This window comes from Aidingimonas halophila (assembly GCF_900106955.1).
Classification (GTDB): domain Bacteria; phylum Pseudomonadota; class Gammaproteobacteria; order Pseudomonadales; family Halomonadaceae; genus Aidingimonas; species Aidingimonas halophila.
Window position 1 is genome coordinate 521,077 of record NZ_FNNI01000002.1, and the last position, 13,990, is coordinate 535,066.

Sequence of the window (13,990 nt, forward strand, 5' to 3'; positions counted from 1 at the left end):
GTACACTTCTTTTTTGGCGCAATTTCCCGCATCGTTCAAGAGCAAACGTTCGTTTTAATCGAATTTTTGCTCATACTTTAGGCTTAGATCCTTGTCATATCCCGAACTTTCAATCAGTTAATGTGTCATGCCGCACTCGTCCTCCAGCCGACCCTTTTTCTGAGTTGACCTTTGTGTAACACAAAGGTTTTACACTCACGATAACGTGTTCCCGTGATGGAGACCCTGATGAAAGTCAGTGACCTGGCCAGTGCCACAGGCGTTACGCCAGAAACCGTACGTCATTACACCCGAGAGGGGCTGCTGACACCGGATCGCAACCCGAATAACGGCTATCAGCTTTATGACGGGGAGGACCTGCAACGGTTACGTTTCATTCAGAGAGCCCGAACACTGGGGTTCAGTGTGAAAGAAGTCGCTGACATCCTGGCCCACGCGGACCATGGCGATTCTCCCTGCCCGATGGTCCGTGACCTGCTAGCCACCCGCCTGCCTCAGATTCGCGCACAAATCGCCGAGCTCCAGGCACTGGCAACACGCATGGAGAAGGCGCTGGAGAACTGGGCCGACATGCCTGACGGTACGCCTGATGGCCATAGTTTGTGCCGGCTGATCGAGAGTTTTCCCGAACCGCTCGACCCGTCGTCGGAAGACAAGGAGGAAGGCTCATGAATCAGCCGAACCTCCAACATCGTCATGTCCCGAACATCCGTTGCCAGGGGTGCATCGACAACATACGGCGAGCGATACAAGCGCACGACAATAACGCGGACATCGTCGGTTCATCCGATGATAAGCAACTCCATGTCACAACCTCGCTGGAACCGGAAACACTCGACCGCTTGCTCGCTGACGCCGGCTATCCGCCAGAGGGGGAAGGCACAGGAACGGACAACGGCAGACAGACGCCTCTGTCGCGCGAACAGGACGGAGAAGTTGAATCGCCTCGATCCCTGATATCTGAGCAGCGCCCGGCCAAACATGGCACAACCCAACGCCTTGCCATCTCCGGGATGACATGTGCCAGTTGCGTTCGTACCGTCGAACAAGCGTTATCCTCGACATCCGGCGTAACTGATGCGGACGTGAATTTCGGGACACACACGGCGCAGGTCCATGGCACGGCGTCGTCGGAGCAATTGGTCGCCTCGGTAACGGCCGTCGGCTACGGTGCCGAACCCATGGCCGATCTCCAGGAGGCGGAAGCGGCACGCGAGGACAATCAGACGCGAGACTATCGCCGCCACCTGCGCGGAAGCGCCATGGCACTGGGGCTCGGAGTGCCTCTCATGGCCGGCATGTTCATTGTCCATCCCGATCCCAGCGGCTCCGGTCAACTGTTCTGGATTGTCATTGGCCTGTTGTCACTGGGGATCCTCGCCGGGCCTGGGCGCCACTTCTTTATCAGCGCCTGGCAAGCCTTCACCCATCACCAGGCCAACATGGACACGCTCGTCGCACTGGGGACCGGCACTGCCTGGCTCTACTCCATGGTCGTGGTGCTGTTCGCCGAGTTTCTGCCCGAAGCGGCACGGGGTATTTACTTCGAGGCATCAGCCATGATCATCGGCCTGATTCTGTTGGGCCAGGCGATGGAACTCAAAGCACGCGGCCGCACCAGTGAGGCCCTGAAACGACTGCTTGACCTGCAAAGCAAGACGGCTCGGGTCATCCGCAATGGCGATGAGATCGACATCGCCGTCGACGCTGTACGCAAAGGCGATCACATCCGGGTCAGGCCCGGTGAACGTTTACCCGTGGATGGAGAGGTGATCGAAGGCCGGAGCCATGTCGATGAGTCCATGCTGACCGGCGAGCCTGTCCCCATCGCCAAGCAGCCCCGTGACGAGGTCAATGCCGGCACCGTCAACGGCAAGGGCAGTCTGGTTTACCAGGCTACCCGTGTCGGGGCCGATACCCGGCTTGGCCAGATCACCGAGCAGGTCGCTCGTGCTCAGAACTCGCGCCCCCCCATTGGTGAGTTGGCAGATCGCGTCTCGAGCGTCTTCGTTCCCGCCGTCATGATCGTCGCCGTACTCACGGCAATGGTCTGGTTCAACATCGGTGCCGAACCACGGGTTATCCACATGCTGGTCACTGCCACTACCGTGCTGATCATCGCCTGCCCTTGTGCGCTAGGCCTGGCCACCCCGATCTCGACCATGATCGGCGTCGGCAAGGCCGCCGAGCAAGGTGTCCTGATTCGCAGCGGTGACGCTCTGCAAACCGCCAGCCGACTGACCACATTGATCGTCGACAAGACAGGCACCCTGACCGAAGGCAAGCCGCGGGTCACCGAAGCTCGGTGCTTTGGACGAGGGGAGAGCGAGATACTGGCCGATGTCGCCGCCCTGGAACGTGGGTCGGAACACCCCTTGGCCAGTGCTCTGCTGAGTTATGCACAAAGCCGGGGAGCCGCAGCGGGAGAGGTTCGTGATTTCGGCAGCCTTACCGGTCGTGGCGTCATGGCCACCAAGACTAATGGCGATACGCTGCGTCTTGGCAATGCAGCGTTGCTGGAGGACGCCGGCATATCACTTGCCGATGGTTCTGACTGGGCCAGTCAACTGGAACAAGACGCACGAACCATCATCTACTTTGCACGCAACCAACGGCTCGAAGCCGTATTCGGCATTAGCGATCCCTTGCGAAACGATGCCATCGCCGCCGTCAAACGCCTGCAAGATGATGGCCTGCGCATCGTGATGCTCACTGGTGACAATCAGCATACGGCGGCTGCCATCGCCGCCAGTGTCGGCATTGACGAGTTCCAGGCCGGTCTGATGCCGGAGGACAAACACGCTGATATCGAGCGTCGGCAACAACGGGGCGAGGTCGTGGGAATGGTCGGTGACGGCATCAACGATGCCCCTGCACTGGCACAGGCCGATGTCGGCTTCGCCATCGGGCAGGGAACGGACGTCGCTATCGAAAGCGCCGGTATGACCCTCATTCGTAATTCCTTGCATGGCGTCGCCGATGCCATCGAGATCAGCCGCGCTACACTGATCAATATCAAGCAGAACCTGTGGGGAGCCTTTGGTTACAATAGTCTCTGCATCCCCATTGCTGCCGGTATCTTTTATCCATTCACCGACATGCTGCTCTCCCCCATGATTGCCGGTGCCGCCATGTCACTGTCGTCCGTCACGGTGGTCAGCAATGCCAACCGACTGAGAATGTTCCGCACGTCGCATCAGGCAACACCACGCCAGGATAATCAAATGTCTCGGGCAGAGGAGGTCAACGCATGACATGGGTGGTCAATCTGACAGGAATCATGTTGATCGCAGCGATCGCCTGGTGGTTCTGGTGGCCTAGACACTAAGGTCGTGAGACTTGCTAAGCTGCAAGTGATATCGGTAATGAGGAGTGATGATGCCCAAGCTCAATGGTGTGTTAGAAACGGCACTCTACGTAGAGGATATGGCCAGGGCGCGCGCCTTCTTCGAGGGAGCGCTGGGGCTCATTCCCTTCACTGCCGACCACCGGTTCACTGCCTATGACGCCGGGGCCGGTACCGTGCTGCTACTTTTCCTGCGTGGTGAAACTCTGGAAACGGTCATGCTTCCCGATGAGATGGGGACGATTCCTCCCCATGACGGCCAGGGCCGTATCCATATGGCCTTTGCCATCGCGACTCGCGAGCTCGAGTCCTGGGAAGCTCAGCTCGAGGATCACGGCATCACCATCGAAGGTCGCACTCACTGGCCGCGCGGCGGGGAGAGTGTCTACTTCCGTGATCCTGACGGTCATCTGCTGGAACTGGCGACGCCTGGTGTCTGGCCGAATTACTGAACAGGCTCTGCATGTTCAATCATGAGCTGGAGAGACTCCCGCCCTTTCCAGCGATTGCGGTTGAGTTTGAACGCGCAATGCAACCGTTGCCCCAGCGTGAATCCCGGCACCTCTCCCGGAGTCAGCGCCCGGAACCAGATCGCTCGTAATGCGATGTGGCCAGACGACACCTCCAGCATCAAATGATTGCCCTCCGCTCCCACAACCCGGAGATTCTCCAGCAGAAACTCGCCTTCGAACAAGGGCGATTCGAACTCTCGGCCATAGGGTGCCAGGCTGTCCAACTCCTCGAGCGTTGCCAATGACAACTGCTCCGGAGCCAATTCGCCATCGGTGAGAATACGTGGGTAGAGTTCCCGGTCACCCAACTGTTCACGTATCGCATCGAGAAAGGCTGTCTGGAAGGTAAGCATTTCACTTTCCGGCAATCCGACGCCTGCTGCACCGCCATGTCCACCGAACCGGGGTAACGCCTCTGGGGCCAAGTCATGAGCCCGCTGCAACGCATCGCGTAGATGAATTCCCTCTACGGAACGTCCCGAGCCGGTGAGCATGCCCGGGGTCGAGGCCCGCGTCAGCACGATGGTCGGCCTTCCGAAGGCCTGCACCAATCGCGAGGCAACGATCCCTTGTACCCCTGCATGCCCATCATCGAGAAACACTACCAAGGCAGGCATCTCATCTGCCAACTGGGGCATCGCCAGCTGTCGTGCAGCTTCTGTCATATCGGCTTCAATCGCCTTGCGTGACTGGTTATCCTGCTCCAGCACATCAAGATGACGGGTTGCCGCAGCATCCTCGCTCGCCAGCATGAAGTGCAAGGCGGCATAGGGGTCATCCAAGCGAGACCGAGCGTTGATTCGAGGTCCCATCTGGAAAGCCAGCGTCTCGGCATCAAAGGGAAGACTATCGGGGCCGAGTCGTTCGGCCATGGCCCGCCAACAGGGAGCTTCCATACGATTGATCAGCGTCAGCCCATGGGTGACGACGGCTCGGTTAGTGGCACTGCCACCGAGCGAGACACAATCGGCCACGGTACCCAGTGCAACATAAGAGAGCCAGGGCGACAGTTTGGGCGTCGATTCAGACAACACTCCCCACTCGATCAATACGCTACGGGTCAACGACATGACCAACCACGCCACCATGCACCCGGCAATCGTCGGGTCCGGATAAGGGCAATCATCGCGTGTCGGGTTGATGGTGGCATAAGCCGATGGAGGAGGCCCCTCGTGAGGCAGTGCATGATGGTCACTCACGATCACATCGATCCCCGCCTCCCGGAGTCGCGCAATACGGGGCTCATCCGACGAGCCACAGTCAGCCGTGATCACGACGCTCGGGGGCGGAGACAGCGACAGCGCACGTTCCACCAATGGCAAGCTGATCCCGTAACCATCGTGGATACGGTGACCAATCAGGCTATGGAGTTTACTGGAGGCGACACCGAACAGCTCATTCAATGTTCGAAGAATGATGACATGCGAAGTGATGCCGTCGACATCGTAGTCCGTGAGGATGCCGATGTGCTCTCCCTCGCTGACCGCCTGAGCGATACGCTCCGCGGCACGCCGAGCATCCTGCAGATGTTCGGGATGGTCCAGGTATCGCAGGCTGGGAGAAACCAGTCGCTTGACATCCCCCTGGTATCCCGACAGTCGCCCGGCCAGGACCCGTGCCTGCAGTTCGGTCATCCCCTCGGACCGCGCGCGGGCATAGAGCGCCTCATCGCGGAGACGTTGCTCGATACGCGGCACCAGTGACATCAGCGACGCTGCTCGGCCACAAAGCGTTGGACCGACTCCAGCGTTGCCGGTAACACCGTATACCGCTCTTCGCGCTCCAGCAGATCATCCATGTGGGGAGGCAACGGCACGCCTGGAAAGCCGGCCTTGACCACGGCCTCGGCAAATTTGGCCGGATGCGCTGTGGCCAGGGTGATCATCGGTACCGTGCTGTCACTGCGGACCCGTTCTGCGGCTCGATAGCCAGTGGCGGTATGAGGATCCAGCGTTTCCTGGGTTCGCTGATGTGCTTCACGAATGACGTCGAGAATCGTGTCGTCATCGACGCTGTGGCTGGCGAAAAGACGCCTTAAATCGGCCAGCGGAGCATCAGCCAATGCGGCTGGCTCGACCTGAAAGCGTTCCAGCAACGTGCCTACCGCCTCGGCATCACGATCGTAAGCCTCGAACAACAAACGCTCGAAATTCGATGAGACGACGATGTCCATCGATGGGGCCAGAGTCGCGATCAGATCGCGCTTGGAGAAATCGTTGTCGGCCAGGGTCCGGTGCAGGATGTCGTTGGCGTTGGTCGCGATGATGAACTGCTGGACCGGCAACCCCATTCGATAAGCCATGTAACCCGCGAAGAGATTGCCGAAATTGGCCGAGGGCACACAGAAACTGACATCACGACGGGGGGCTCCCAAGGCAACCGCAGCGGCCACGTAATAGACGATCTGGGCCATGATGCGCGCCCAGTTGATCGAGTTGACCGCGACCAGGCGCGTGCCATCGAGAAAATCCTGATCGGCGAAACTGGCCTTGACCATGGCCTGGGCATCGTCGAAGTTGCCCTCGATGGCAATGTTGAATACGTTGTCGGCCAACACCGTGGTCATCTGGCGGCGCTGCACCTCTGACACCCGATTATGCGGATGCAGGATAAAGATATCGAGGTTATCGCAATGACGGCAGCCTTCTATCGCCGCCGACCCGGTATCGCCGGAAGTGGCCCCCATGATCACCGCACGCTCACCGCGCTTGGCCAGAAAATGATCGAGAATACGGCCGAGCAGTTGTAGAGCGACATCCTTGAATGCCAGTGTCGGTCCATGGAAAAGCTCGAGAAGGAAATGGTTGGCATCGAGCTGGTTCAGAGGGACGACCGCATCATGACTGAAGGCGGCATAAGCGTCACGCACAATGGTACGGAAGGTATCGTCGTCGATTTCCCCACCCACATAGGGCTTCATGACCCGAAAGGCGATCTCGGCGTACGAAAGCCCCGCCATGGAGGCCAACGCCTCGTGCGATAGTGGCGGAATCTCCTCTGGCACATAGAGTCCGCCATCGCTGGCCATGCCGGTCAGCACGACCTCTTCGAAACTCAGTGCGGGCGCCTGCCCGCGGGTACTGATATAGCGCATGCGTTTATCCTGTCGTCCAGCTCGCGGCTTGGCCAGCCACAGGCTACGCGAAGACGCGGTGAACATCCTTGGGGGCTCGGCTTTTTCACCCCTGAGAAAGACGCTTCGCGCATGCCTGTGCCTGGCTCCGCTGGTACCAAGCGTGGCGTCGTTATTCCTGCTCGTCGAGCGATTCGACCCGAATCCGCGTTACCGGACCGGCAATGTCAGCCAGCGATTCGAGTTGGCGAATCGCTTCGTTCATATGCTTTTCGCGCGTGCGGTGCGTCAGCAAGATGATCGGTACCAGTTCGCCCTCGGTGGCTTCTTTCTGGATAATTGCCTCGATCGAAATGCCCCGCTCGGAAAGAATCGTTGCGACCCTGGCCAGCACCCCCGGGCGATCCACCGCCAATAGCCGTAGATAATAGGCTGTGACGATATCCTCCATTGGCAGCATCGGCAGGTTATTATCGTTTTCATGGATGCCGCTGAAGGCAAGATACGGGACACGATAGTGGTGATCCGTCGTGATGTCGCGCGCCACATCGAGTAAATCGGCGACAACGGCGGAGGCCGTTGGTTCGGCCCCGGCCCCGGCGCCGTAATACAGTGTCGGCCCCACGGCATCCCCCATCACGGCGATAGCGTTCTTGACGCCGTGAACGTTGGCCAGCAAACGTTCCTTGGGAATCAGTGTCGGATGGACACGCAACTCGAATCCGGATTCGGTGCGTTTGGAAATACCGAGGTGTTTGATGATATAGCCCAGGTTATCGGCCTGCTCGACATCATCATAGGTGATCCGTGAAATCCCCTCGGTATAGGCCTTGTCGAACTGCAAAGGAACGCCATAAGCGATCGAGGCCAGAATGGTCAACTTGTGGGCGGCATCGATCCCCTCGACATCGAATGTCGGATCCGCTTCGGCATACCCCAGGGCTTGCGCCTCGGCGAGTACATCTTCGAATGCGCGGCCTTCATCGCGCATGTGGGTCAGGATGTAGTTGCCTGTACCGTTGATGATGCCAGCCAACCATTCGATCCGGTTGGCGCCCAAACCCTCGCGAAGCGACTTGATCACCGGGATACCACCGGCCACAGCCGCCTCGAACGCCACAATGACACCGTTCTCGTGGGCCGCCTGGAAAATCTCGTTGCCGTGAACGGCGATCAGTGCCTTGTTGGCGGTGACGACATGCTTGCCGTTGCCAATGGCTGTCAGAACCAATTCCCTGGCCGTGTCGTAGCCACCGATCAGCTCGACCAGGACATCGATATCGGGATTGCCGGCCACTTCGAACACATCGGAAGTGGTCTTGACGCCGGTGGTATCGCAGTCCGGGTTGTCGCGGCGCATCGCCACTTGCTCGATCACGATCGGCCGTCCGGCACGCCGGGCAATTTCGTCGGCATTGCGCATGAGCACATTAAACGTCCCGCCACCGACGGTTCCAAGACCACAGATTCCTACTCTCACCGGTTTCAATGTTGCCATCCCCTTGATTGTATCCTGCTTTCGGGCTCAGCACTTTCGCCAAACCGCCGATAGAATCGTTCAAACTAAAAAGCCCCATCGGGCCTGTCAACGGCTATGCTTAACCCGACACGCCCAGCATGTCAGCGAGCCGTTCGGCCGGTACGTATCCAGGCACCAGGCGACCGTCGGGAAGCACGATCGCCGGCGTGCCTTCGACCCCGATATCCATACCAAGATGATACTGATCCTCGACCGGGTTGTCGCAGTCTTCGGTATCGGGTAGCGCTTCATCCCGCTTGGCGGCGTTCATCGCCTCGGTTCGGTTGTCGGCACACCAGATCTGACGCAACTCCCGACCGCCCTCGGACGACAACCCGCCGCGCGGGAATGCCAGATAATGTACTGCAATGCCCATCTCGTTCAGCCGCGGAACCTCTTCATGAAATTTACGGCAATACGGACAGGTGGCATCGGTAAATACCGTGACTCTTGCCTTGGTGTCATGCACACCACGAAAGATGACCCTTTCACTTTCAGGCACCGTGGCGATACGGGCAGCACGCTCTTCATTACGCCCCTGCTCGCTCAAGTTGACCAACCCATCTTCACCATTCCTGTAAAGATCGCCAACCAGAAAGTGCTTGCCCTCACTATCGCTGTAGAAGGTTTCGCCATTTTCCAGTCGGACGTGATAAATGTCCGGCAACGGGGTATCACGAACGCTCTCGACCGGCATGGGTTCACCGTTGACTTCAATATCTTCAAGCAACGCATCCGGAGGGTCTGCCTGTACGGAAGGTCCTGTCAGTGCAACCAACATGAAGGCGCCAAATGCCAGCAACGGGGGGATTCTCATCATCAACCTCTGGGGTGGTGTTCGGCATGTAGCGCTTCCAGGCGAGCCTGCGCAACATGCGTATAAATTTGCGTCGTCGACAGATCACTGTGACCCAACAACAGTTGTACGACACGCAAGTTGGCGCCATGATTCAATAGATGCGTTGCAAACGCATGGCGCAGCGTATGAGGGGACAACGGTTTATCGATGCAGGCCACGACAGCGTAATGCTTGATACGATGCCAAAAGGTCTGGCGTGTCATGAAACCGCCTCCTCGTCCAGGAAACAGTGCTGGCCGTGCGACGTCCTTCATCAGCACTCCTCGCCCGGATCGCAGATAGGACTCCAACCAATACAGCGACTCTTCCCCCAAGGGGACCAAACGCTCCTTGTCCCCTTTCCCGACCACGCGAACCACACCTTGGCGAACATTCACCGAATCCATGGTCAAACCGACCAATTCGGACACCCGCAAGCCTCCAGCGTAGAGCACTTCAAGCATGGCACGGTCGCGTAGGCCGATGGCCGTACTCACATCCGGAGCCTCAAGCAAGCGCTCGACTTCTTGCTCGTCCAAGGTGTTTGGCAGGCTGGGACGAACACGGGGAAGGGCTACGTCGGCCAGTGGATCATGCTCGATGGCTCCCGATGCCAATGCCCATCGGTAGAAACGTCTCAATGTGGACAATAGACGGGCATTCGTGCGCAAGTGATATCCTTGGGCACGACGCTCGTCGAGCCATGCTGGCAATGCTTCCTGGCCTGGTGACATTAGCGACCGCCCCTGCTCCCGGAGCCGTTTGCTCCATGCCTCCAGGTCATTACGGTAAGCGGATAAGGTATGTGGACTCACCCCCTGCTCCAGCCACAGGACATCGAGAAAGGCATCCACCTGCCCTGTTTGCTCGTCCGCTCGACTCATCAGGGTTCCCCCGAAACGACAATACCCCGCCCCGCGCATGCGGTGACGGGGTATACGGTTCACGGCCTAGTGCCGTACCAGGGAGGCCTGGGGCGTTACGCCAGCTTTTCCTTGATACGTGCAGACTTGCCGCTACGCTCGCGGAGATAGTAGAGCTTCGCCTGCCGAACGTCACCGCGACGCTTGACCGAGATGGAGTCCACCAACGGGCTGTAGGTCTGGAAGGTGCGCTCTACGCCCACACCGTGAGAGACCTTACGTACGGTGAAAGCGGAGTTCAGTCCCCGGTTGCGCTTGCCGATGACCACACCCTCAAATGCCTGCAGGCGCTCTCGGTTGCCTTCTTTGACCTTGACCTGTACGACCACGGTGTCGCCGGGTGCAAATGCCGGGATTTCCTTGGTCATCTGCTCGGCTTCAACCGCCTGGATCACCTTGTTCTTGCTACTCATTGCTAGCTCCTCGTCAATTCTTGCCAACCGGGTTACCCCGGAAGTCGTGACCCCGACGCTCTCGGCCTCATGGCGCGATGACGCGGGAATCCTATGAGTGACACAGGTGTTTCGACCATCAGACCGACGACATCCAGTCATGTCGATTCCGAAGAACCCTGCACCTCCGCCTGGTCGGCGTATTCTTCAATGAATTCATCCAGCAGCTTGCGCTGCTCCGTATCCAACGTCTTATTCTCCAACAGATCCGGGCGCCGAAGCCACGTTCGACCCAAGGAGGATTTCATCCGCCAGCGTCTTATCGCCCCATGATCGCCGCTGAGCAGGACCTTGGGAACTTCACGCCCATCGACGGCCTCCGGTCGGGTATAATGCGGACAGTCGAGAAGGCCATCACTAAAGGAGTCCTCATCCGCCGAATCCTGGTGCCCCAAGACGCCGGGGACCAATCTGGCCGCTGCATCGATCAGTACCATCGCCGGCAGTTCGCCTCCACTGAGCACGTAATCACCTATCGACCACTCCTCATCGATGTCAGCTTCCACGACGCGCTCATCAATACCCTCATAGCGCCCGGCAACCAATACCAGCGGCGACGAGGCTGCCAGGTTCTTCACTCCTCGCTGATCGAGCAACCGACCTTGAGGCGATAGATAAACCACCTTGGCACGCTGCCCGGTTCGACGTTCTGCGCTTTCACGAGCGACATGTATCGCCTGCCTGAGCGTATCGACTTTCATCAGCATGCCGGGACCACCTCCATAGGGGCGGTCATCCACAGTACGATGCTTGTCCTGTGCGTAATCCCGTGGATTGTAGCATGCGACTTCCAGCAGCCCCTTCGACACGGCTCGACCGGTCACACCATAACGCGTCACCGCATCGAACATTTCGGGGAACAGAGACACGACGCCTACCCACATGAGCAACCCGGCATCGTCAAAAGTCCGGATCCCAATCGACCGTCATACGCTGACCTTCCAGGTCAACATCGACCACGACATCATCGGGAACGAACGGTAGCAACCGCTCCCTGCCCTCATCAGGGTGCTTGACAACCAGCACATCATTGGCGCCCGTCTCCAGCATGTAATCAACCCGTCCGAGTACGACCCCATGACGTGTGACGACATCGAGACCTTCCAGCTGATACCAGTAGTACTCGCCCTCTTCGAGCGCCGGTAACGCCTCGGTGGGCAGCAAGATCTCGGCGCCAGCCAACCGCTCTGCCTGGTCACGATGGTTGACCCCCTCAAGGCAAGCAACCAGACCCTTGCCCTGACGACGCCCCTCCCGGACTTTCCAGGAGCCCACCGTCTCTCCCTGATGCAACAGCCATTCCGGATAATCGAGGATGCCGTCCATTGGGCTGGTATAGGAGTACACTCTCAGCCACCCCTTGGTGCCATAAGCACTGGTCAGCTTTCCCAGCACGACATGCTGTTTTCCGGTGTCGGATATCATTTCGTGCTCGTGACCTGTCGACATGGTCGAGGGACTCCTGGACGCCGCTGCACCGGTAGACCGGAACCGGATTCAACGCACCATGCTATCCAGCAGACGTTACGCTTGCGCTTGCTTGCGAGCTTCCTTGATCAACTCGGCGACACGATCAGAGACCTGTGCACCATGGCTTTGCCAATGGCCAATGCGATCAAGGTCAATGCGCAGCCGTTCTTCCTGGCCACGAGCGACCGGGTTGAAGAAGCCCACATGCTCGATGAAACGGCCATCACGGGGATTGCGTGAATCGCTGACCGCCAAATGATAGAAGGGACGCTTCTTGGCGCCAGCGCGAGCCAGACGAATGGTAACCATTGCGTTATCTGTCCTTCAGTTGGATTTGCTGAATGAATATCAGGGCTAGCGGGCTAGGCGACATTACATAGCCACGCTGCGAAGACGCAGTATTCTACGTAAATCGCAGCCAATTGGAAACCTTTTCCTTGACAGCCCATTAACGCCAGGGCATGCCCCCCGGCCCACCGAGACCTCCGGGGCCGCCAGGACCTCCCTGGCCACCTCCCATACCGGGCAGCCCCCGCATCATATTCTGCATCCCGCCTTTCTTGCCGGCTTTCTTCATCATCTTCTGCATCTGTTTATGCTGCTTGAGCAGACGATTGAGGTCAGGAACCTGCAAGCCGGCACCAGCCGCAATACGGCGCTTGCGCGACCCATTGATGATCTCGGGTTTGCGCCGCTCATGGGGAGTCATGGAATTGATCAGGGCCTCAAGTTTGCCCAACTCCTTTTCGGGACCCGGCCCCTGCGCCATCTCAGCCATCTGCCCCATACCGGGCATCTTGCTCATCAGGCCCCCCATGCCGCCCATTTTCTTGAGCTGCTGAAGCTGATCACGAAAGTCCTCGAGGTCGAACCCCTTGCCTTTTTTGACTTTCTTGGCGAGCTTATCGGCTTTTCCCTTGTCGACGGTTCGCTCGGCCTCTTCGATCAGGGAGAGCACATCTCCCATGCCGAGAATACGTGAAGCCACACGATCGGGATGGAATGACTCCAGGGCATCGACCTTTTCCCCCATCCCCATGAACTTGATCGGCTTCCCGGTGACATGGCGCACCGACAATGCCGCGCCGCCACGCGCATCACCGTCCGCCTTGGTCAGAATCACCCCCGTCAGCGGCAGAGCATCGTGGAACGCCTTGGCCGTATTGGCAGCATCCTGGCCGGTCATGGCATCGACAACGAATAGCGTCTCTTCCGGGGACACCGCCTTATGGAGGGCCCGGATCTCGTCCATCATGTCGCTGTCGACGTGCAACCGTCCGGCCGTATCGACGATCACCACGTCATGAAACTGGATCTTGGCGTGTTTGATCGCCGCATTGGCGATCGCAACCGGCTGCTGATCACTGCTCGAGGGGAAGAAATCCACCTCGACCTCACCCGCCAGGGTTTCGAGTTGATCGATCGCCGCCGGACGGTACACATCCGCAGAAACCACCAGCACCTTCTTTTTTTCACGCTCACGCAGATAGCGCGCCAGTTTGGCCACGGATGTCGTCTTGCCTGCCCCTTGCAGACCGGCCATCAGAATGACCGAAGGCTGTGCCTTGAGTTCCAGCGGGACATTGCCTTCGCCCATGATCGCCTCGAGCTCCTGCTGGACGATCTTAACGAACTGCTGGCCTGGCGACAGGCTTTTGGACACCTCCTGGCCCACTGCGCGCTCACGCACCCGTTCGATGAACGCTTTCACCACCGGGAGGGCGACATCGGCCTCCAGCAGGGCGCGACGAACCTCCCGCAGCGTATCCTGGATATTTTCGTTGGTCAGTCTGGCCTGACCACTAATTGACTTGAGCGTTTTCGACAGGCGATCTGTCAGACTCTCGAACATGTTGC

At 58.8% G+C, this 13,990-nt stretch carries 13 protein-coding genes; 3 read left to right on the plus strand and 10 right to left on the minus strand.

Annotation, left to right across the window (positions count from 1 at the left end):
* Positions 1–228: 228 nt before the first annotated feature.
* From BLW01_RS05775 to BLW01_RS05785, 3 genes are all read left to right on the plus strand, one after another.
* Entirely contained in the window at positions 229–672 is a 444-nt protein-coding gene (locus tag BLW01_RS05775; protein WP_092568524.1) for a MerR family transcriptional regulator, read from the plus strand.
* A complete protein-coding gene (locus BLW01_RS05780; RefSeq protein ID WP_092568525.1) occupies positions 669–3,254 on the plus strand; it encodes a heavy metal translocating P-type ATPase in 2,586 nt (861 codons plus the stop codon). The genes BLW01_RS05775 and BLW01_RS05780 overlap by 4 nt, the downstream gene beginning before the upstream one ends.
* 124 nt (positions 3,255–3,378) lie before the next feature.
* Positions 3,379–3,798 carry a VOC family protein gene (locus tag BLW01_RS05785; protein WP_175529779.1) on the plus strand — a complete coding sequence of 140 codons (420 nt, stop codon included), beginning with the start codon at positions 3,379–3,381 and terminating at the stop codon, positions 3,796–3,798.
* On the opposite strand, the gene BLW01_RS05790 is transcribed toward BLW01_RS05785, so the two are convergent.
* From BLW01_RS05790 to ffh, 10 genes are all read right to left on the minus strand, one after another.
* Complete coding sequence (locus BLW01_RS05790) at positions 3,792–5,564, minus strand: single-stranded-DNA-specific exonuclease RecJ (protein WP_092568527.1); 1,773 nt, start codon at positions 5,562–5,564, stop codon at positions 3,792–3,794. The two genes, BLW01_RS05785 and BLW01_RS05790, sit on opposite strands and share 7 nt — an antisense overlap.
* Positions 5,564–6,952 (minus strand): threonine synthase, encoded by a 1,389-nt coding sequence (gene thrC / locus BLW01_RS05795; protein ID WP_092568528.1) that lies wholly within the window; start codon positions 6,950–6,952, stop codon positions 5,564–5,566. Before thrC ends, BLW01_RS05790 begins: the two co-directional genes overlap by 1 nt.
* 151 nt (positions 6,953–7,103) lie before the next feature.
* On the minus strand, positions 7,104–8,420 hold the full coding sequence (locus BLW01_RS05800; protein ID WP_092568600.1) for a homoserine dehydrogenase: 1,317 nt from the start codon (positions 8,418–8,420) through the stop codon (positions 7,104–7,106).
* 109 nt (positions 8,421–8,529) lie between these two features.
* Positions 8,530–9,270: a DsbC family protein gene (locus BLW01_RS05805; protein WP_342341869.1), complete on the minus strand. Its 741-nt coding sequence runs from the start codon at positions 9,268–9,270 to the stop codon at positions 8,530–8,532.
* The gene (gene xerD / locus BLW01_RS05810; protein WP_092568529.1) at positions 9,270–10,172 is read right to left on the minus strand and encodes a site-specific tyrosine recombinase XerD; all 903 of its coding nucleotides are present in this window, start codon (positions 10,170–10,172) and stop codon (positions 9,270–9,272) included. Before xerD ends, BLW01_RS05805 begins: the two co-directional genes overlap by 1 nt.
* A 95-nt stretch (positions 10,173–10,267) precedes the next feature.
* The gene (rplS, locus tag BLW01_RS05815) at positions 10,268–10,624 is read right to left on the minus strand and encodes a 50S ribosomal protein L19 (RefSeq protein WP_092568530.1); all 357 of its coding nucleotides are present in this window, start codon (positions 10,622–10,624) and stop codon (positions 10,268–10,270) included.
* A gap of 137 nt (positions 10,625–10,761) precedes the next feature.
* Entirely contained in the window at positions 10,762–11,547 is a 786-nt protein-coding gene (trmD, locus tag BLW01_RS05820) for a tRNA (guanosine(37)-N1)-methyltransferase TrmD (RefSeq protein WP_092568531.1), read from the minus strand.
* 16 nt (positions 11,548–11,563) lie between these two features.
* A complete protein-coding gene (rimM, locus tag BLW01_RS05825; protein ID WP_229806391.1) occupies positions 11,564–12,112 on the minus strand; it encodes a ribosome maturation factor RimM in 549 nt (182 codons plus the stop codon).
* Between the two features lie 75 nt (positions 12,113–12,187).
* Positions 12,188–12,442 carry a 30S ribosomal protein S16 gene (rpsP, locus tag BLW01_RS05830; RefSeq protein WP_092568532.1) on the minus strand — a complete coding sequence of 85 codons (255 nt, stop codon included), beginning with the start codon at positions 12,440–12,442 and terminating at the stop codon, positions 12,188–12,190.
* 139 nt (positions 12,443–12,581) lie between these two features.
* The gene (gene ffh / locus BLW01_RS05835) at positions 12,582–13,985 is read right to left on the minus strand and encodes a signal recognition particle protein (protein ID WP_092568533.1); all 1,404 of its coding nucleotides are present in this window, start codon (positions 13,983–13,985) and stop codon (positions 12,582–12,584) included.
* Positions 13,986–13,990: the final 5 nt, after the last annotated feature.